Origin of the sequence: Sphingomonas sp. CFBP 13714, assembly GCF_014842205.1 — a bacterium.
In the GTDB taxonomy this organism is placed as follows: Bacteria; Pseudomonadota; Alphaproteobacteria; order Sphingomonadales; family Sphingomonadaceae; genus Sphingomonas; species Sphingomonas aerolata.
In genome coordinates, this window is the sequence record NZ_JACYVG010000005.1 from 398,532 (window position 1) to 416,860 (window position 18,329).

Here is an 18,329-nt window from a genome sequence, read left to right on the forward strand (position 1 = left end):
TCAGCCGCTGACGGTGAGCGGCCGTGTCTTCGCAGCGCGCGCCAGTGCCACGAAATCCAGCACCGACAAGGTCTCCGCGCGTCGCGTCCCATCGATCCCGATCCGCTCCAGCGCATCGAGAGCACCAGGCACCGACTTCAGGCTCTGGCGGAGCATCTTGCGACGCTGGCCAAAGGCGGCGCCGGTCAGCCGTTCGAGCAGGGCGAAGTCGACACCCTCGGGCGCAGCATGTGGCGTGATGTGGACGACCGCGGACATGACCTTGGGAGGCGGCGTGAAGGCCGACCTGTGGACCGGCATCGCGATCCGCGACGCGCTTCGCCATTGTGCCAGCACCGCCAGACGTCCGTAATGGTCGCTATTGGTGGTCGCGACAATCCGTTCAGCGACCTCCTTCTGGAACATCAGCGTCAGCGATTGCCACCATGGCACCCAGTCCGCCGACAGCCAGCCGACCAGCAAGGCGGTACCGACATTATAGGGCAGGTTGGAGACGATGTGTGGCTTTGTCTTGAACAACGCCGGTGCGTCGATCGCCAGCGCATCGCCCTCGATGACCGTCAACTGCCCCGGGAACGCGTCGCCCAGTTCGGCTAGCGCCGGGATACAGCGGTGATCCCGCTCGATCGCCGTCACGCGCGCACCCGCCGCAAGCAAAGCGCGGGTCAGTCCACCGGGACCTGGGCCGACCTCGAGGACTTCAGCGTCGTGCAGGTCACCCGGCACAGCGGCGATGCGCGCCAGCAATTGCCCGTCGAACAGGAAATTCTGCCCCAGCGCCTTGCTGGCATTGAGGCCATGCCGCGCGATCACCTCGCGCAGCGGGGGGAGGGCCGTTGCCGGGGCGATCATCGACTTTCGGCGCTTTGCGCGGCACGCCGATCGGATGCCTGGCCGGCCATCGCGATCGCCGCGATCATGGCACCCGGTTCGGCGAGGTTTTTACCGGCGATCGGGAATGCCGTGCCGTGGTCAGGCGACGTACGCACGATAGGCAGCCCGAGCGTGATGTTGACGCCTTCGTCAAAATGGATGGTCTTGAGCGGCACGAGCGCCTGGTCATGATAGCAGCAAAGTACCGCGTCATAGGTTGCGCGCGCGCGCGGGTGGAACAAGGTATCTGCCGCAAAAGGCCCGGTCGCATCGATGCCCTCCGCGCGCAGCAGCTCGATCGCCGGGGCGATGATATCAATCTCCTCACGACCGAGCGCGCCCTGTTCGCCCGCATGCGGATTGAACCCGGCAAAGGCGAGCCTCGGGGCCGCGATCCCGAAATTCCGCGTCAACCCACGAGCCGTTGCCCGCCCCTTTGCGACGATCAAATCGACCGACAGCAGGGACGCGACGTCGCTGAGCGGTACATGCGTTGTGATCGGCACGACACGGAGTGACGGGCCGGCAAGCATCATCACGGCATTCTCGCCCGCGACGCCGAACCGTTCAGCGACGAACTCCGTCTGCCCGGGATGGGTGAAGCCAATCGCATAAAGCTTTGCCTTCGATACCGGCCCCGTGACCAGTGCGCGTGCTGCTCCGGTCTTGACCAGTCCCACCGCAAGCTCGAGCGCATGCAAGGCGCAACGGGCGCCCTCGACATCCGGATTCCCGGGCACGATCTCGCCCGCGTCTTCGACGCTCAGCACCGGCAGCGCACCGGCGAATACCGTGGCCGTTTCGGTAGAATCAGCGATCCGGACCACGGGCCCGGACCAGACCCGCTCGATCGCCCGGATGTCGCCGATCGCAACGAACGGGGGCAGGTCGTGCGCAACACGCGCGGCCCAAGCCTTGGCGATGATTTCAGGTCCGATCCCCGCAGGGTCGCCCATCGAGACGGCGAGGGGGCGCGACTGCGGCATGTCAGGATCAGCGATATTCGACGACGGCGTCACGACGCAGATCGCGCAGTTTCTGCTGGGCCCGCAGATTGACGCGCTGCTGCTCGAGCTGTCCCTGGATCTGTTCCGAACTCGGCAGATTGCCTGACTGCGGATCGTCGCGTCCGCACAGGACGAGGGCACGTACGCCCTGTTCGGCGGACCCAAACGGCGGGCTCGATTCGCCGACCTGCAACTTGAGCATCACTTCCTGAAGCTGCGGCGGAAGATCGCGGATCCGGACCGTATCATTGTCGACAACATCCGCGCCGATGCCCGCGGCGACCTTTTCGACGGTGCCGCACCCGCGCAGATCCTTCGTCGCTCTAGCGAACGCCTCGGCGCGAGCCGCGGCCTGCGCCTGCGAGGTATTGGGCGGGAAGCGCAACGTCAGCTGCTTCAGGCTGAGCCGCGCGTCGCGTGGGTCGGCGGTCAGCACCTGGCGCTTGTCGGTAAGGTACAGGATGGAATAGCCGCCCGACACCTCGATCGGACCGGCCACCTGGCCGACCTGCATCGACTGCGTCGCCTGGGCGAGCTCCGGCGGCAGCGTCGATGCACGAACCCAGCCGAGATCGCCGCCGACCGCGCGGGTCGACGCCTCGGAGAATTGCCGCGCATAGGACTCGAACGGCTGCGTGCCCTTCTGGATTTCCTGGATCAGCTGGCGGGCATTGGCATAGACCTGTTGCCCGTTCGTCGCATTCCCGGCGAGGTAGATTTCCTTCAGGTTGAACTCGTCCGTACCCTTGGCCGCCTCGAGACGGTCGATGATGCCTTTGACCTCCTCGTCGCCGACGTTGACGAAGGGCTCGACGCGGCGCCGCAGATAGCGCTGCCAGGCCAGTTCGCCTTCGATCTGACGCTTGAGCGAGCGATCCGACGAGCCGGTCTGCCGCAGATAGGCCGCCATGGTGGCAGGGGTCCGGTTGAACCGCTTCGACACCGCGTCATAGCTCTGCGTGAGTTCGGCAGGCGTGATCGTGATGTCGGCGGTCTTCGCCTCCTGGATCTGCAACGTCTCGTCGATCAGCTGCCGCAGGACCTGAAGCTTCAACCGGTCGCGGTCTTCGGGCGAGAGCTTGGCGCCCTCGTTGGCCATCGCGATCAAGGCGACGCGCTGATCGACGTCGGTGCCGGTGATCACGGAGTCGTTGACGATCGCCGTCGGCTTGCGGACGTTCGGATCAACCTTGCCGAAGATCTGAAGATTCGTCGGCAGATTAAGCCCGGTATTGTCGGGCACGCTCTGATCGGACACGGTCTGCCCGGATCCTCCAGCGGGCGCGGGCGTTGGCGCGGTCTGGGCAATTGCGCTTGCGGTCAATGCGGCAAGGACCACAGCGCCGATTACGCGGCCACCACGCGCCGTCAGTCGAACATCATGCTTCAAGGTGTCGGTATCCCATCATCGCGTATCATCGCACGTGCCGCGCGGCCTACCCTGGCTTAGCTGAATGCGGGCTTAGCGGCCAAGATTGGTGAAGGCCAGCGTCAGCAAGAAACTGTTCCCCTTCCGCGCATCACCGGTATCGTTGTACGTCCGCCGCCACGTCGCGCCAAGCCGCAGGCAATCGTCTTCATACTGAACGCCGACACGGTGGCGGATCGGGCTGAAACCGTCGCTGACCGACAGCGGATCTTCCGACTTGTTCGTCAAATCGACGACTCCCGATCCGAAGGCCGACCAGAACCGGGCAAACTGGACACGGCCGGCGACGCGGATTTCCTCTCGGTCGCGCAAATCCTCGATCGCGGCGTCGATGTTGCGGTTGAGCTTTAGATAGCCGACGAGCACGTAAGTCGCGCGCGACCCGATCGTGGCGTCGATCTCGTTGCGGCGGATCGCCAGGCTGTCCTTGTCGAGCCGGTAGCGGTGCACCACCGAGACAAAGTCGCGAAATCGCAATTCGCTGCGGCCGACAATATCGGAGAACCGGTCGCTGAGCCCGGTACCGTCGGGCAGGATCGTCGGCCGCGTACCAAGGCGATAGCTCTGTCCGATATTCGTCGTGAACGCGATTCCCGGAAGGTCGAGTGCCCACTCGCCACCATAGGTAGCGCGCGAGGAATCCTCGAACCGGTCATACCCGGCAAACCGGTTCAGTGCGAACAGGTTGGTATCATCGAGGTCGACGGCGCGCGAATCCTCGTTGGGGATGCGCGTGTTGGCAATGCTCGGTGCGGCGACGAGCTGGACACGCGGCGTGAACCGCTGCGTGCCGCCGAGGAACGTGCCGATGAACGGCCATTTCACGTCGACGGCCGCTGCGCCGATCGCCCGCTTGTGAAACCCTTCGAGTCCGCGATAACTGACGATCGAGGTCGCGTCGGTGTTGTTCGTGTTATAGGCATCGGCGCGGGCGAATGCCGTGAAGGTAACTTCCTGACCCCAGTTCGTCAGACGCCGAAGATCCCATTGCGCGCTGGCGAACGCGCGCTGCGTGTCCTGTCCGTCGGTGCGTGTCAGCGCGAGCGTGTTGAGCTGGAGCTGGACGCGGCCCCCGACCAGTCCATCGTCGAAGCGCTTGCGATAGTCGATCTCGGGAAGCGCGATCGGCTGCTGACCCTGGCTGTCATTGACGCGCAGCGTCTGGACGTACCAGCCGGTCAGCGCGAAATAGCTGCTGTCGTCGATCCGCTCGAGGCTGGCCGTGCTGCGCAACCGGTCGTCGCGCGAGATGTCGTAGCGCCGCAGGAATGTCCGGTCGGTCGTCAGGCGGAGCGAGCCGCTAACACTCCAGTTGGGTGTCAGCTGATAGCGTGCCATGCCGTCGAGGTAGCCGCGGAACGCCATGCTGGTGTCCGCCGAATTTGCCGTGGTCAGATCGTCGCTTCGGCGGCTTTCGGTCGCATAGGCGCGCAGGCTGAACGCGCCCCTGGTGCTGAGCGCGGAATAGTCAGCCTGGAGCATCGGTAGGACGCTGGTGTAGAGGTGCGGCGTGACGACCAGGCCTTGGTTAGGCGCGAGCTTCACATAATAGGGAATGCTGACTTCGAAACCGTTGACCCGGCTATAGCCGCCATTGGGCGATAGCAGCCCGCTGTCGCTGCCCCCGCCGACGGGATTCGAGAATTTGGGTAGCGGCAGACTGGGAAGGCCGAACAGGTGCAGGCGCGCGCCGGCGTAATAGATTCGCTTGCGATCGGGTCGATAGGTGACGCTGACCGCGGTGATCTTCCAAGTCGGCTCCTTGGGGCACCCGGCCGAGTTGACGACGGCGCAGGGCGTATATGCGGCACTGCGCAATTCGACCGTGCCATCAGCCTCGCGCGTCCCTTGCTTGGCGGCCAGCCTGCCGCCCTGTTCGAGCACGACGAGCATGTTGTCGACGACGCCGTCTTTCAGGGAGTCGGTCAGCTCGATCGAGTCGCCATAGGCAATGTCGCCCTGGGGGTTGGTGACCGCGATATTACCCGTCGCAAGAACCTTGCCGGTCTTGCGGTTCCACACCACTTTGTCGGCGCGCAGCCGATCGCCCTGGCGGAACATGCGGACTTCGCCAGTTGCCGTGACGACGTCGGCGTTGGTGTCATATTCGAGACCGCTGGCGCTGAACTGCACCTGATCCGGGTCCGTTGGGGTCGACGATGTCGGCGGTTCCGGAAGGGGCGGCGCTGCCGGACGTGCCTGGAGATCCTGCGCGCGCGCGGACGCTGGCAGCAGTCCCGATGCGAGCAAGGCGAGCGACAGGGCGCAACCCGCCATAAGGTCGATACGCAACACGATCCGAACCAACCCCTTTTGGAACTGCGGCCGGTCGCCGCCATACCGCGCCGCCTATCGCATCGTCCGCGCGTTGCTGCAATCGCCGTGCGTCGGATCACCGCTATCCACAGGCTTGATCGGCCGCGACCTTGCTTTGCCGCCTCCGCAGCATCAGCTTAGGGGCATCTAGCCCAGTCTATTCAATGTTTTTCGAGGTCCCCATGCAGATCGATTTCACCCCCGTCGCCAAGCCCGATGCGGCCATTCTCGCCGTGCCCGTTGCCAAGGACGCACTATCCAACACGCGATGGACCGCGATCGGTGATGGCGTCGAGGCGGTAGCGATGCAGGCGGCGACCGCTGCGCGGTTCACCGGCGAAGCGGGGGCGATCATCGAGGTCTTCGTGCCGGTCGCGGACGCTGTTCGCCAAGTCTTGTTCGTTGGCGTCGGCGCTGGCAGCGACGCGGATTGGGGGAAAGCTGGCGGTGCGGTCACAGCGCGCCTGCTGACGTCGGGCGCCACCTCGGTGACGATCGACCTGGGTGCCGCCGCGACGCCCCCGAGTGCTGCGGCCGCCGCCCGGTTCGCCGCAGCGGGCCTGCAGCGGGCATGGCGTTACGACACGTATCGCACCAAGCTTGCCGAGACGTCGAAGCCCAGCTTGACGACATTCACGATCGCCGGTGCACCCGAAGGCACCGACGCGGCATGGGCCGAGCAGGCCGCGGTGAGTGGTGGCATGGACCTGACGCGGTGGCTCGTCACGTCGCCGCCGAACATTGTCTACCCCGAGAGCTTCGTCGAGAAGGTGACGAAGGACGTCGAAGGGCTCGGCCTCGAAATCACTGTCCTCGATGAAGCGCAGATGGTGGAACTCGGCATGGGTTCTTTGCTCAGCGTTAGCCAGGGTTCGCGCCGCGAGGCCCGTCTGTTGGCGCTGAAATGGAACGGAGCTGCCGCCGACGTCCCGACGCTTGCCCTTGTCGGCAAGGGCGTGACGTTCGATTCGGGTGGTATCTCGATCAAGCCGGGCGCGGGCATGGAAGACATGAAGTGGGACATGGGCGGGGCAGGGGCCGTCGCCGGCGCCATGAAGGCGCTGGCGGCGCGCAAGGCCAAGGCCAATGTGGTCGGCGTGATGGGGCTGGTCGAGAACATGCCCGATGGCGCGGCCCTGCGGCCTAGCGACGTCATCACGTCGATGTCGGGACAGACGATCGAAGTCCTGAACACCGACGCCGAAGGACGGCTGGTACTCTGCGACTGCGTAACCTGGGTGCAGAAAACGCATCAGCCTGCGACGATCGTCGATCTCGCGACGCTGACGGGTGCGATGATTGTCGCGCTTGGCACCGAGAATGGCGGCATCTTCGCCAATGACGACGCGCTGGCGGACCAGTTGCTTGCGGCTGGGACGGCCAGTGGCGACACACTTTGGCGCTTCCCGCTGTCGCCGGCCTACGACAAGCTGATCGACTCCCCGATCGCGGACATGAAGAATGTCGGCCCGCGCGGCGCAGGGTCGATCACTGCAGCGCAGTTCATCAAGCGCTTCGTCGACGAAGGCGTGAAATGGGCGCACCTCGACATCGCGGGCATGGTCTGGTCGGACAAGCCGGGAACCCACCACGATAAGGGCGCGACCGGTTATGGCGTGCGCCTGCTCGACCGATTCGTTGCCGACAATTTCGAAGGCTGAACGGCACCTATCCCGTCATCCCGGCAGCGGTCGGGATGACGGGGGGGCACTTGGGCGGCAGTCTGAACTCGGGGGATGAGCATAATGCAGGTCGATTTCTACCACCTGACCACCCCGCTCGACCGCGTCCTTCCGCGAATCGCCGAGCGCGTCGTGCAGACCGGCGGTCGCCTTTTGATTGTCGCCGAACCCGAGGCGCAGCGTGTCGCGCTCGATCGGCTCCTCTGGTCCTATGCGCCGGAGAGCTTCCTGCCGCATGCGCATATCGGCGCGGGTGACGACGCGGCACAGCCCGTCCTGATTGCCAGCGACGTGACGACGGCCAATGCGGCGCGCAACGTCGCGATCGTCGATGGTCGCTGGCGGGACGCGGCGCTCGATTTCGAGCGGGTGTTCCATGTTTTTGACGAAGAGGCGATTCGCGAGGCGCGGCTGGCATGGAAGGCGCTGGGTGATCGTGACGGTGTCGAGCGCCGGTACTGGAAACAGAACGATGCCGGTCGCTGGGAGCAGGCTGCCTGAAATTGGACGGCATAGGCGTTGCCTTGGGGCCGATCCGCGCCTAAGCGCCGCGCATCCAATTCCCGCCAACACAGGAGCCCGTGACCATCATGGCCGCGAACCGTACCTTTTCGATCATCAAGCCCGATGCCACCCGCCGCAACCTGACCGGTGCGGTTACCAAGATGCTCGAGGAAGCCGGCCTGCGCGTCGTCGCGTCGAAGCGCATCCAGATGACCCGCGAGCAGGCCGAAGGCTTCTACGCGGTGCACAAGGAGCGCCCCTTCTTTGGTGAGCTCGTGTCGTTCATGATCTCGGGCCCCGTCGTCGTCCAGGTTCTCGAAGGCGAGAACGCGATGCAGCGCAACCGCGACATCATGGGCGCGACCAACCCGGCGAACGCCGAGCCCGGCACGATCCGCAAGGAACTCGCCGAGTCGATCGAAGCGAATAGCGTTCACGGTTCGGATTCGGACGAGAATGCCGAGATCGAGATCGCCTATTTCTTCAAGCCCGAAGAAATCGTCGGCTGATGCTCTGGCGGCTGCGACGCGCGACGGTGGGCGATGCGCCCGCCCTCTCGCTCGTCGGAGCCGCCTCATTTCTTGACGCCTATGCAACAGCATTTACGGGCGTCGACATCGTTGATCATTGTACCCGGAACAACAGCGTCGCGACTTTCGCGGCCTGGCTTGACGACCCCGCAACGATCGTGACGCTTGCGGAATATGAGCCTGGCCATGCGCCGATCGGCTATTCCGTGCTCACGAAGCCTGCCTTTCCGATAGAGACCGGTCCTCGCGACATCGAACTGCGCCGTATCTACCTCATGAAGCAGGCGCACGGATCAGGTCTCGGAGCCGCGTTGATGGACCGGGCGCTCGCTGACGCAGCCGAGCGCGATTACGCCCGTGTGTTATTGGGTGTGTGGGGCTTGAACGCCCGCGCCCGCGCATTTTACGAACGCCAGCAATTCTCCGTGATCGGCACTCGGCCCTTCAGGATCGGGACGACACCATACACTGATCCGGTCTACGCCCGTGAAATCTAACGGTCGCAGGGGTAAGGTGCCTCGTTAGCGTTGTTGGCGTGTCCATAACGCGTCCAGCTTTGCCTGATCGCCACCACGTTGCCTGAGCTTCAGGCCTTCCAGTTTCAGCGACCGGCCAAACGGAAACACACCGGCTTTCGTACGCCAGATTACGTCGTAGATGCCGCTTGCCGAACCCGAGACATCGCCGTCGGTATAGGTGACGGCAATCAGGACCGGCAGCCGCCCGGTCTGATCGTCCTCGCCCCCATCGGTGGCTTTCAGCAAAGCCTTTTCGAACCAGTCACGTTGGATCTGATCCGTCAGGGCATCTTTGCGCTCGACGCTCAGCGCCGAGGGGAACGCGATCGTCGCCGTCTGGATATCGTGCTTGTCGTCCCGCAGCAACATCAGCGAATCGCCATTCTCAGCCGCGACGGCTCGGATTTCGAAGCGTCGGCTTTCGCGCTGTTCGCTGGCACGCGCGCTCGCCTTCTCGGCCTTGTCCGCGTTGCGTTCGGACCAGTTGCTCCAGAGCGTGAGTGCCGCGATGAGGACACCAGCGACCGCGAGGACCTCTGCCAGCGTCACCCAGCGGCGACGCGTTTCAGCGGCTTCGCGCCGTTCGGTCGGTGTTTCGCGGCTCATTAGATGTCTGCTTTCGACAGGGCGTTCATCGTTTCACGAACTCGGCGAGCGTCCTGGGGTATAGCGCATGTTCCGCGGCCAGCACGCGATCTGCCAGCGCACCGGCGTCGTCGCCTGGCAAAATCGGGACTTCAGCCTGACCCAGCACGACGCCGCCATCGAGTTCCTCGGTAACCAGATGGACCGAGCATCCTCCGGTGGCATCGCCCGCCGCGATCGCTCTCGCATGTGTATCGAGCCCCTTATATTTGGGGAGTAACGAGGGATGGATATTAACGATCCGATCGCGCCATGCGGCGACGAATCCGTCGGAGAGAAGCCGCATATAGCCGGCCAGCGCGATGACCTCAACCGCGGCGTCCCGGAGCGCCCGATCTATCGCCGCCTCATAAGCCGGTTTGCCCAACCCGCGGGGAGAAAGCGCAAATGTCGCTATCCCCTCGGCCTTTGCCCACGCGATGCCGGCCGCCTCCGGCTTGTCGGACGCGACGAGCACCACCTCATAAGGGCAGTTCGCAGCGCGCGACGCGTCGACCAGCGCGATCATGTTCGATCCGCGCCCCGATACGAGCACACCGACGCGCGTTCTGTCAGCCATGAGTCGCGGTCCAGTCGGCGCGCGCGCTCCACGTGCCCGCCGAACCGCGCACGGTGCAGCCGTGCGTTCCTGCCTCGATCCGCCCGATCGGGAATACCGTCTCGCCCGCGGCTTCCAGCGCAGCGGTGATCATCGTCACATCGTTAGCGTCCACGATTGCAACCATGCCGACGCCGCAATTGAAGGTCCGTGCCATCTCCTCCGGTTCGATCGCACCCTGCGCCTGAAGGAACGCCATGAGCCGGGACTGCTCCCAGGCATCCGCATCGACGGTTGCGTGAACGCCTTGCGGCAGAACCCGTGGAATGTTTTCGAGCAAGCCACCGCCCGTGATATGCGCGAGGCCCTTGATGCGGCGTTCGCGCAGGAGCGGCAGCAGGCCGGCGACGTATATCCGAGTCGGCGCCATCAGATGGTCGATCAGCAGCTTGTCCTGATCGAACAGCGCCGGCCTGTCGAGTTTCCACCCGCGGTCGCTGGCGAGCCGGCGGACGAGCGAGAAGCCGTTCGAATGCACGCCCGACGATGCCAGCCCGAGCATGACGTCGCCTGCCGCGATATCGCGGCCGGTCAGCATGTTGGTCCGCTCGACCGCGCCGACGCAGAAGCCGGCGAGATCATAGTCGCCGTCCGCGTACATGCCCGGCATCTCCGCGGTTTCGCCGCCGATCAGCGCACAGCCGGCCGTCTTGCAACCCTCGGCGATCGACGCGACGACGCGCTCCGCAACAGCCGCGTCAAGCTTGCCGCTTGCATAATAGTCGAGAAAAAACAGCGGCTCGGCGCCCTGGACGATCAGGTCGTTCACGCACATCGCGACAAGATCGATGCCGACGCCGTCATGCCGGTTCCATTCGATCGCCAGCTTCAGCTTGGTGCCCACGCCATCGTTCGCCGCGACCAGCAAAGGGTCGACGAAGCCCGCCGCCTTCAAGTCGAACATGCCGCCGAAGCCGCCTAGATCGGCATCGGCGCCGGGGCGTCGCGTCGAGCGGGCAAGCGGTGCAATCGCGCGCACCAGCGCGTTGCCGGCGGCGATCGAGACCCCCGCTTGAGCGTAGGTATAGGGCGTGGCGGTGTCTGGCGTATCGGTCATGATCGGTGCTGCTAGCCACATCGCGCTTGGATTTCCACGTCTGCTTCGCCAAAAGGCCCGCGTGATGCGTATCCGTGCCCTTCCCACCGCGCTTGCCGGCGCCGCGCTGCTGCTTGGCGGCGGGGCCGTGCTCGCACAGATCGAGGGCGGCAGCCGCGGCGCAGCGCCCGTCGATAGCGGGAGTGCGTACGAGGTCAGCGGCGTCATCGTCGACGTCGCGGGCCCGTCCGCCGACGCTGCCCGCTATGGCGGCTGGCGACTGGCGCAGCGCAAGGCCTGGGTGCAATTGTCGAATCGGCTGGGCGGCGGCGGCGCGCTGGTGTCCGATGGCACGCTCGATTCGCTGGTCTCGGGTATCGTCGTCGAGAACGAACAGATCGGGCCGCAGCGTTACGTCGCCAAACTCGGCGTCCTGTTCGATCGTAGCCGGGCGGGATCGCTCTTGGGCATTTCGACCTATTCGGATCGGTCGCAGCCGATGCTCGTGATACCGGTCCAATGGTCGGGCGGCGTCGGGCAGGTCTTCGAACAGCGGACGGAATGGCAGCAGGCCTGGGCGCGCTACCGGACGGGCAACAGCAGCATCGACTATGTCCGCCCGTCGGGGTCCGGTCCCGATGCGCTATTGTTGAACGTCGGTCAGACGCAGCGGCCCGGCCGCGGCTGGTGGCGGACGATCATCGATCAATATGGCGCCAGCGACGTTCTCGTTCCGGTCGTCACCCTCTATCGCCAATGGCCGGGTGGTCCGGTCATCGGGGTGTTCGAAGCACGTCATGGCCCCGACAACGCGTTGATCGGCCGTTTCACGCTGCGTGTCGGCACTCCGGACGGGCTGCCGCAGCTCATGGACACCGGCGTCAAGCGGATCGACGACCTGTATCAGCAGGCGCGGCGGAACGGCACGCTGCGGGTCGACTACAGCCTTTCGCCGCCACCTGCGCCCGATCCGATTGCGGCTGAAACCGTCCCGGTCGACGAAACGGCCGACGCCAATACGGCCGTCCTGACGGGGGGCACCGGCCTGTCGATCACCGTTCAGTTCGATACGCCCGCAGCGGCGGCGGTTACCTCGACGGAGGCGGCGTTGCGGGCGATTCCCGGCGTCCGGTCGGCCGCGACGACCAGCCTCGCGCTTGGCGGCGTGTCGCTGATGCGTGTCGCCTATGATGGTGATCCGGCAGCGCTCAAGGCGGCGCTCGAAGCGCGCGGCTATCAGGTGTTCGGCTCGGGCCAGACCATCCGGATCCGCCGGACCGCACAGCTTCTTCCGCCGGACCTGCCCGCGGACAATGCGACGACAGGGTGAGCGCAGACCGAATGACTCAAATTGCGCTGCCGCTCGGTTGGCCGGCGGATCCCCGTGACGACGCCTTCCTCGTAACCCCTTCAAATGCCCGCGCCACGCAGACTTTGGAGCAATGGGCGACCTGGCCGGTGATGACCGCTATCCTGACCGGCCCGCGAAAGTCGGGCCGCAGCCTGCTCGCGCGGATTTTCGCGGCCAAGAGTGGCGGGACGATCATCGACGACGCAGAACGCGTACCCGAGACACAGCTTTTCCACGCCTGGAACCAGGCCCAGGAAGAGCAAAAACCGTTGCTCATTGTCGCCGACGCGGCGCCGCCCGAATGGAAGGTCAAGCTGCCCGACCTGCGCTCCCGCCTTGCTGCGAGTCCGATCGCGACGATCGGCCCGCCCGACGACGAACTCATGCGGGTGTTGCTCGCGCATTTGTTCGAGCGCCGCAACATCGATGCCCGGCCCGATCTCATCGACTGGCTCGCGTCGCGAATCGAGCGTAGTCATATTACCGTCACGCGAACCGTCGATGCGCTGGATCAGGAAACGATGGAACGCCGCAAGCGCTTGTCCATTAATCTTGCACGCACCACTCTGACCGAGGCGGGCCTGATCCTACGACCGCAACTTGCCCTTGATCTGCCGCTTTTCACGTCACCTTAAGCCCCTAGAGGACCGATGAACCGTCCAGCGCATATCGTCCGCCAAGCGGAAGACGACGACGATCCCATCGGCGCTCAGCCGAACGACCGATTTTTCAACCGTGAGCTTTCCTGGCTCGCGTTCAATCGGCGCGTGATCGAGGAGGCGTGCAATCCGGCGCATCCGTTGTTCGAACGGCTTAGGTTTCTCTCTATCTCGGGATCCAATCTCGACGAGTTCTTCATGGTGCGTGTCGCCGGACTGAAGGGTCAGCAGACGCAGGACGTTGATCGTCGCTCGGCCGACGGCTTGACTGCCGGGCAGCAGCTGACCGCGATCATCCGCGAAGCGGACGCGCTGATGGAGAGCCAGCAGGCGGTCTGGGGTGATCTTCGTGTGCTGCTCGACGAGGCGGGGCTGTTTGTCCTGCGCCGCGATGCCGTCGAGGGCGAAGCCGATGACTGGCTCGAAACACATTTTCGCGAGCAGATCTTTCCGATCCTGACCCCGCAGGCGCTCGACCCCGCCCATCCGTTCCCGTTCATTCCGAACCGCGGCCTGTCGGTGATCTTCGACCTCGTCCGCCGGTCGGACAACGAACCGGTCCGCGAACTGGTCATGTTGCCGCACACCATGACGCGCTTCGTGCGGTTGCCTGGCGAACCCGCGCGCTACGTCGCGATCGAGACGCTGCTCAAGCGGTTCGCGCCGGTGCTGTTCCCGGGCTATGAGGTTCTTGCCGCCGCGAGCTTCCGCGTCCTGCGCGACAGCGACATGGAGATCGAGGAGGAGGCGGAGGACCTTGTCCGCTACTTCGCCAACGCGATCAAACGCCGTCGCCGGGGCCGGGTGATCCGGCTCGAGCTGGAAACCGGCATACCGGACGTGCTGGCAGCCGTGCTCAAGGATGAACTGGGCGGGGCCGAGGCGATCATCACCGAAAGCGGTAACCTGCTGGGCATCGTCGATCTCGACGGCTTGGTCGAGGAGGATCGCCCCGATCTTAAATTCCCGCCCTTCACGCCGCGCTTTCCGGAGCGAATCCGTGAATTTGGCGGTGACTGCTTCGCAGCGATCAAAGCCAAGGACATCGTCGTCCACCACCCCTATGAAACGTTCGAGGTGGTGCTCGCTTTCCTGAAGCAGGCGGCAAACGATCCCGACGTGGTGGCCATCAAGCAGACGCTCTACCGCGCCGGCAAGCAGCCGGCCGTCATCAACGCGCTGATCACGGCCGCCGAGGCCGGAAAGTCTGTCACCGCGGTGGTCGAACTCAAAGCACGGTTCGATGAGGAGCAGAACATGGTCTGGGCCTCCGCGCTGGAACGCGCGGGGGTGCAGGTCGTCTACGGGTTCATCGACTGGAAGACCCATGCAAAGGTCTCCCTGGTCGTCCGCCGCGAGGGGCAGGCGTTCCGGACCTACTGCCATTTCGGGACGGGCAATTATCACCCCGTCACGGCCAAGATCTACACCGACCTCAGCTTCTTCACCGCCGACGCTGCGGTCGGGCGCGATGCCGCACAGATGTTCAACTACATCACCGGCTATGTCGAACCGACGGACATGGCCCGCGTCAGCTTGAGCCCGCGCGACCTCCGGCAGAATTTGATGACCCTGATCGACGTCGAGATCGCCAATGCGCGCGCGGGGCGACCGGCAGGGGTCTGGGCGAAGATGAACTCGCTGGTCGACCCTGCGGTGATCGAAAAGCTGTACGAGGCGAGCGGGGCAGGGGTCGAAATCGACCTCATCATCCGCGGCATCTGCTGTCTCCGACCGGGTGTGCCCGGCCTGTCCGAAACGATCCGCGTCAAATCGGTGATCGGCCGGTTTCTCGAACACAGCCGGATCTGGGCTTTCGGAAACGGGAAGGCTTTGCCGAACGACGGAGCGAAGCTGTTCATCTCGTCCGCCGACTGGATGCCGCGTAATTTCGATCGGCGCGTCGAATATATGCTGCCGATCCTCAACCCGACCGTGCACGACCAGATCCTCGACCAGGTGATGGTCGCCAATCTCATCGACAACGAGCAAAGCTGGGAGCTAGGACCCGACGGCGATTATTCGCGCGTCGATCCCGGCGATCGTCCGTTCAACCTGCATCGGTATTTCATGACCAATCCGTCTCTTTCCGGCCGTGGTGCATCGCTTGCCACGAGCGCGACCGTGCCGACGCTTTCGCTCCGTCGACAGCGATGAGCGTTACCAACCTCCTGTTCGGCACCGCGACGCCAAAGGTTGAGGTCGACGACCATCCGCGCACCGGGATCATCGACATCGGATCGAACTCGATCCGGCTCGTCGTCTATCAGGGGCCGCCCAGACTGCCGGCGATCCGGTTTAACGAGAAGGTGCTGGCGGGCCTCGGCCGCGGATTGGCGGCGACGGGCACGATCGAAAAGTCAGCACTCAAGACGGCTAAGGTCGCGCTTGCGCGGTTTGCCGCTGTTGCGCGCGAGATGGAGTGTTCGACGCTCCGGACGGTCGCGACGGCAGCGGTTCGCGATGCCCGGAACGGTGGTGACCTCATCGCCGCGGCAGAGGAGCTGGGGCTCAAGGTCGAGACGTTGTCGGGCGGACAGGAGGCAAGCGCCGCGGGCTATGGCGTGCTGTCCGCTATCCCTGAGGCGGATGGTATCGTCGGCGATCTCGGCGGCGGCAGCCTCGAGCTCGTACGCGTCCGCCGTGGCAAGATCGAGGACAGCGTCTCGTTCCCCCTTGGCGTCCTGCGTATCGGACCGATGCGCGCGAAGCGGGGCAAGGTGCTCGAGCGCCATGTCGCGCGGCTCGTACGCGACGCCGGCTGGGCCGCACGCGGGCAGGGACTGCCCCTGTATCTCGTCGGCGGGTCATGGCGCGCGCTGGCGCGGCTCGATATGGAGTTGTCGGACTATCCGCTGCCGATCATCCATCAATATTCGATGACCGCAGCGACCGTCACGCGTCTCAGCCGCACCATCCCGCAATTGTCCAAGCCACGCCTGAAAGCCATTCCGGGCCTGTCGTCGGGCCGGATCGCGACGCTTGGGGATGCCGCCGCGTTGCTCGGCATTCTCATGCGCCAGCTTGGTAGCAAGACGACGATCGTCTCCGCCTATGGCCTTCGCGAAGGGCTGCTCTACGGCGACCTCAAGCCGGCGGCGCGGGCTCTCGACCCCCTGATCGAAGCCGCCCGCGAGGAGGGGCGACTGCTCGGCCGCTTTCCCGAACATGGCGATCTGCTCGATCGCTGGATCGCGCCGTTGTTCGTTACCGAGCCCCCGGCGGTGGCGCGCTTGCGCCACACCGCCTGCCTCCTGGCGGATGTGGGTTGGCGCGCCAATCCGGAATTTCGCGCCGAGCGCGGGGTCGAAGTCGCGTTGCACGGCAATTGGGTCGCGATCGACGCACCGGGTCGCGGTATGCTCGCCCAGGCCCTGTATACCAGCCTTGGCGGTGACCTGGCCGCCGCGGATCCCGTGGAGCGCCTGGCGACACCCGCCGAGATCCAGAGCGCGACGGCTTGGGGGCTTGCGATGCGTCTCGGCCAGCGAATGAGCGGGGGGCTTGCCGGACCGCTCAAACGTTCGCGCATCACCGATGATGGCGTATCGCTGACGCTTACGCTGCTACCCGCAGATCGGGGACTCTACGGGGAGGCCGTTGAGCGGCGACACGCGGCGCTTGCCGCGGCCATTGGCCGGAAACCTGTGCTCGCGATCGCCTGACCGGAGACGAACGCGGGGTCAGGCTCAGGCGCAGGTGAAGCGCTCGATCCTGCTCGCGCCGTCGACATAGACATTCAGGCGATCGGTCCGGAAGTCCATCGTCACCGCGTCGTTCGGCGCAATCCACCGTAGCGTCCGCGCGCCCGATCGGGCCAGCATCACATCCGCGCGTGCATCGCTCGCGCGCTTGCCGACCAGATCGCCCAGTGCCTCAATCTTGCACGCTGCACCGGGCGGGGTTGGCGTCGCGACATCGGGTGCGCGGTCGCGCATCTCGACCGGCATGCACCCCGCCGAAGCAAGCACGACCGCGAGCAGCGCCCGCTTCATGCGGCGTCCTCCGTACGGGTCATTTTCAGCTTTCCGTTGATCACCGCAAAGGCCAGTCGTCCCTCGACAAGATCCAATGCGTCGCGGCCGAACTGGTCGAACCGCCACCCCTCCAGCATCGGCAAGCCCGTCCGCACGCCCGCGGCCAGCGCCTCGAGTTCGTCGGTCCTCGCAAGAAGTTTCGACGCGACATCAATATCTCGCGAGCGGATCTTCAGAAGGAGCTTGAGCAGATCCGCGACCAGTGAGCCCTCCTTGCCAAGGCCTGGCTTGCGATCGTCGCGGGGCGGCAGCTCATCGTCGCCGAGCGGCTGGGCCTGCTCGATCGCGAGCATCAGTCGCGCCCCGATATCATTGCCAGCCCAGGTGGCGGAAAGCCCCCGGACGCGGGCGAGGTCGGACTGTTTCCGCGGCGGATGCCCCGCCATGTCGCCGAGCGTCTCATCCTTGACGATCCGCCCGCGCGGCAGATCCTTCGCCTGCGCCTCGAGTTCACGCCACCGCGCCAGTGCCTTCAACCGGCCGAGCACGTCGGGCTTGCGCCCCGAGACCCGAACGCGCTTCCAGGCCAGGTCGGGATCGTTCGCATAATTGGCGATATCCCCGAGCCGCTCCATCTCTTGGTCGAGCCACACGCCGCGCCCGGTCTTGCGCAGCCGCTCGAGCATCTTGGGGAAGATCTTCGACAGATGCGTGACGTCACCGATCGCATATTCGATCTGGCGTGCATCCAGCGGGCGCCGCGCCCAGTCAGTAAAACGCGCACCCTTGTCGACGGCGATCCCGAGCCAGCTGTCGACTAGGTTCGAATAGCCGATCTGTTCGCCCTGGCCGAGCGCCATCGCCGCGACCTGCGTGTCGAACAGCGGGAAGGGCGTCTTGCCCGTGAGGTTGTAGACGATCTCGATGTCCTGCCCGCCGGCATGGACAACTTTCAGCACGTCGTGATTCTCGACGAGCAGGTCGAGCAGCGGCTTCAGGTCGATGCCCGGGGCCATCGGGTCGATCGCGGCGGCTTCCTTGTCGTCGGCGATCTGGATCAGGCAAAGCTCCGGATAATAGGTGCTCTCGCGCATGAATTCGGTGTCGACGCACACATAGTCGGCGTCGGCCATGCGCGCGCAGAGATTGGCGAGCGTGGCACTGTCGGAGATAAGCGGGTGGATATGCATCGCTCGTCCATAGC

17 protein-coding genes are annotated in these 18,329 nt (G+C 65.1%); 8 read left to right on the forward strand and 9 right to left on the reverse strand.

The features are described from left to right. The 4 genes from rsmA to IFT54_RS13770 all read right to left on the reverse strand — a co-directional run bounded on the left by rsmA (window position 1) and on the right by IFT54_RS13770 (window position 5,586). Window positions 1-852: a 16S rRNA (adenine(1518)-N(6)/adenine(1519)-N(6))-dimethyltransferase RsmA gene (gene rsmA, locus IFT54_RS13755; RefSeq protein WP_183936486.1), complete on the reverse strand. Its 852-nt coding sequence runs from the start codon at window positions 850-852 to the stop codon at window positions 1-3. Next, window positions 849-1,859: a 4-hydroxythreonine-4-phosphate dehydrogenase PdxA gene (pdxA, locus tag IFT54_RS13760; protein WP_192071057.1), complete on the reverse strand. Its 1,011-nt coding sequence runs from the start codon at window positions 1,857-1,859 to the stop codon at window positions 849-851. Before pdxA ends, rsmA begins: the two co-directional genes overlap by 4 nt. Window positions 1,860-1,866: 7 nt before the next feature. Beyond that, entirely contained in the window at window positions 1,867-3,204 is a 1,338-nt protein-coding gene (locus IFT54_RS13765) for a peptidylprolyl isomerase (RefSeq protein ID WP_446740675.1), read from the reverse strand. Between the two features lie 138 nt (window positions 3,205-3,342). After that, window positions 3,343-5,586 carry an LPS-assembly protein LptD gene (locus tag IFT54_RS13770; RefSeq protein ID WP_192071122.1) on the reverse strand — a complete coding sequence of 748 codons (2,244 nt, stop codon included), beginning with the start codon at window positions 5,584-5,586 and terminating at the stop codon, window positions 3,343-3,345. A gap of 221 nt (window positions 5,587-5,807) precedes the next feature. On the opposite strand from IFT54_RS13770, the gene IFT54_RS13775 reads away from it, so the two are divergent. From IFT54_RS13775 to IFT54_RS13790, 4 genes are all read left to right on the forward strand, one after another. Then, the gene (locus tag IFT54_RS13775; protein WP_192071058.1) at window positions 5,808-7,286 is read left to right on the forward strand and encodes a leucyl aminopeptidase; all 1,479 of its coding nucleotides are present in this window, start codon (window positions 5,808-5,810) and stop codon (window positions 7,284-7,286) included. A gap of 84 nt (window positions 7,287-7,370) precedes the next feature. Beyond that, complete coding sequence (locus IFT54_RS13780) at window positions 7,371-7,808, forward strand: DNA polymerase III subunit chi (protein ID WP_192071059.1); 438 nt, start codon at window positions 7,371-7,373, stop codon at window positions 7,806-7,808. Between the two features lie 89 nt (window positions 7,809-7,897). Then, entirely contained in the window at window positions 7,898-8,320 is a 423-nt protein-coding gene (gene ndk / locus IFT54_RS13785; RefSeq protein WP_031393391.1) for a nucleoside-diphosphate kinase, read from the forward strand. Continuing rightward, a complete protein-coding gene (locus IFT54_RS13790) occupies window positions 8,320-8,838 on the forward strand; it encodes a GNAT family N-acetyltransferase (protein ID WP_192071060.1) in 519 nt (172 codons plus the stop codon). The genes ndk and IFT54_RS13790 overlap by 1 nt, the downstream gene beginning before the upstream one ends. A 24-nt stretch (window positions 8,839-8,862) precedes the next feature. Here the strand turns inward: IFT54_RS13790 and IFT54_RS13795 are convergent, their stop codons facing one another. The 3 genes from IFT54_RS13795 to purM are packed head-to-tail and all read right to left on the reverse strand — an operon-like array spanning window position 8,863 to window position 11,159. After that, on the reverse strand, window positions 8,863-9,465 hold the full coding sequence (locus IFT54_RS13795) for a hypothetical protein (protein WP_192071061.1): 603 nt from the start codon (window positions 9,463-9,465) through the stop codon (window positions 8,863-8,865). Window positions 9,466-9,490: 25 nt separating this feature from the next. Further along, window positions 9,491-10,063: a phosphoribosylglycinamide formyltransferase gene (gene purN, locus IFT54_RS13800; RefSeq protein WP_192071062.1), complete on the reverse strand. Its 573-nt coding sequence runs from the start codon at window positions 10,061-10,063 to the stop codon at window positions 9,491-9,493. Beyond that, window positions 10,056-11,159: a phosphoribosylformylglycinamidine cyclo-ligase gene (gene purM, locus IFT54_RS13805; protein WP_192071063.1), complete on the reverse strand. Its 1,104-nt coding sequence runs from the start codon at window positions 11,157-11,159 to the stop codon at window positions 10,056-10,058. The genes purN and purM overlap by 8 nt, the downstream gene beginning before the upstream one ends. A gap of 64 nt (window positions 11,160-11,223) precedes the next feature. Here purM and IFT54_RS13810 point away from each other — a divergent pair, with 64 nt between their 5' ends. The 4 genes from IFT54_RS13810 to IFT54_RS13825 are packed head-to-tail and all read left to right on the forward strand — an operon-like array spanning window position 11,224 to window position 16,813. Next, window positions 11,224-12,468 carry a heavy-metal-associated domain-containing protein gene (locus IFT54_RS13810; RefSeq protein WP_192071064.1) on the forward strand — a complete coding sequence of 415 codons (1,245 nt, stop codon included), beginning with the start codon at window positions 11,224-11,226 and terminating at the stop codon, window positions 12,466-12,468. 11 nt (window positions 12,469-12,479) lie between these two features. Continuing rightward, window positions 12,480-13,124, forward strand: coding sequence for a DnaA ATPase domain-containing protein (locus IFT54_RS13815; protein WP_192071065.1), 645 nt, complete (start codon window positions 12,480-12,482; stop codon window positions 13,122-13,124). Window positions 13,125-13,139: 15 nt separating this feature from the next. Continuing rightward, on the forward strand, window positions 13,140-15,305 hold the full coding sequence (locus IFT54_RS13820) for an RNA degradosome polyphosphate kinase (protein WP_192071066.1): 2,166 nt from the start codon (window positions 13,140-13,142) through the stop codon (window positions 15,303-15,305). Next, a complete protein-coding gene (locus tag IFT54_RS13825; protein WP_192071067.1) occupies window positions 15,302-16,813 on the forward strand; it encodes a Ppx/GppA family phosphatase in 1,512 nt (503 codons plus the stop codon). Before IFT54_RS13820 ends, IFT54_RS13825 begins: the two co-directional genes overlap by 4 nt. 24 nt (window positions 16,814-16,837) lie before the next feature. Here the strand turns inward: IFT54_RS13825 and IFT54_RS13830 are convergent, their stop codons facing one another. Together IFT54_RS13830 and rnd are read right to left on the reverse strand one after the other, a co-directional pair. Then, window positions 16,838-17,143, reverse strand: a complete 306-nt coding sequence (locus tag IFT54_RS13830; protein ID WP_244648980.1) for an I78 family peptidase inhibitor — start codon at window positions 17,141-17,143, stop codon at window positions 16,838-16,840. After that, on the reverse strand, window positions 17,140-18,315 hold the full coding sequence (rnd, locus tag IFT54_RS13835) for a ribonuclease D (RefSeq protein ID WP_192071068.1): 1,176 nt from the start codon (window positions 18,313-18,315) through the stop codon (window positions 17,140-17,142). Before rnd ends, IFT54_RS13830 begins: the two co-directional genes overlap by 4 nt. Window positions 18,316-18,329: the final 14 nt, after the last annotated feature.

Bases quoted from the DNA above. Each gene is read 5' to 3' on its own strand.
- IFT54_RS13825 (WP_192071067.1), top strand. From the start codon at position 15,302: ATGAGCGTTACCAACCTCCTGTTCGGCACCGCGACGCCAAAGGTTGAG.
- rnd (WP_192071068.1), bottom strand. From the start codon at position 18,315: ATGCATATCCACCCGCTTATCTCCGACAGTGCCACGCTCGCCAATCTC.
- purM (WP_192071063.1), bottom strand. From the start codon at position 11,159: ATGACCGATACGCCAGACACCGCCACGCCCTATACCTACGCTCAAGCG.
- IFT54_RS13815 (WP_192071065.1), top strand. From the start codon at position 12,480: ATGACTCAAATTGCGCTGCCGCTCGGTTGGCCGGCGGATCCCCGTGAC.
- IFT54_RS13775 (WP_192071058.1), top strand. From the start codon at position 5,808: ATGCAGATCGATTTCACCCCCGTCGCCAAGCCCGATGCGGCCATTCTC.
- IFT54_RS13820 (WP_192071066.1), top strand. From the start codon at position 13,140: ATGAACCGTCCAGCGCATATCGTCCGCCAAGCGGAAGACGACGACGAT.
- pdxA (WP_192071057.1), bottom strand. From the start codon at position 1,859: ATGCCGCAGTCGCGCCCCCTCGCCGTCTCGATGGGCGACCCTGCGGGG.
- IFT54_RS13795 (WP_192071061.1), bottom strand. From the start codon at position 9,465: ATGAGCCGCGAAACACCGACCGAACGGCGCGAAGCCGCTGAAACGCGT.
- IFT54_RS13780 (WP_192071059.1), top strand. From the start codon at position 7,371: ATGCAGGTCGATTTCTACCACCTGACCACCCCGCTCGACCGCGTCCTT.
- rsmA (WP_183936486.1), bottom strand. From the start codon at position 852: ATGATCGCCCCGGCAACGGCCCTCCCCCCGCTGCGCGAGGTGATCGCG.
- IFT54_RS13790 (WP_192071060.1), top strand. From the start codon at position 8,320: ATGCTCTGGCGGCTGCGACGCGCGACGGTGGGCGATGCGCCCGCCCTC.
- IFT54_RS13830 (WP_244648980.1), bottom strand. From the start codon at position 17,143: ATGAAGCGGGCGCTGCTCGCGGTCGTGCTTGCTTCGGCGGGGTGCATG.
- IFT54_RS13810 (WP_192071064.1), top strand. From the start codon at position 11,224: ATGCGTATCCGTGCCCTTCCCACCGCGCTTGCCGGCGCCGCGCTGCTG.
- ndk (WP_031393391.1), top strand. From the start codon at position 7,898: ATGGCCGCGAACCGTACCTTTTCGATCATCAAGCCCGATGCCACCCGC.
- purN (WP_192071062.1), bottom strand. From the start codon at position 10,063: ATGGCTGACAGAACGCGCGTCGGTGTGCTCGTATCGGGGCGCGGATCG.
- IFT54_RS13770 (WP_192071122.1), bottom strand. From the start codon at position 5,586: ATGGCGGGTTGCGCCCTGTCGCTCGCCTTGCTCGCATCGGGACTGCTG.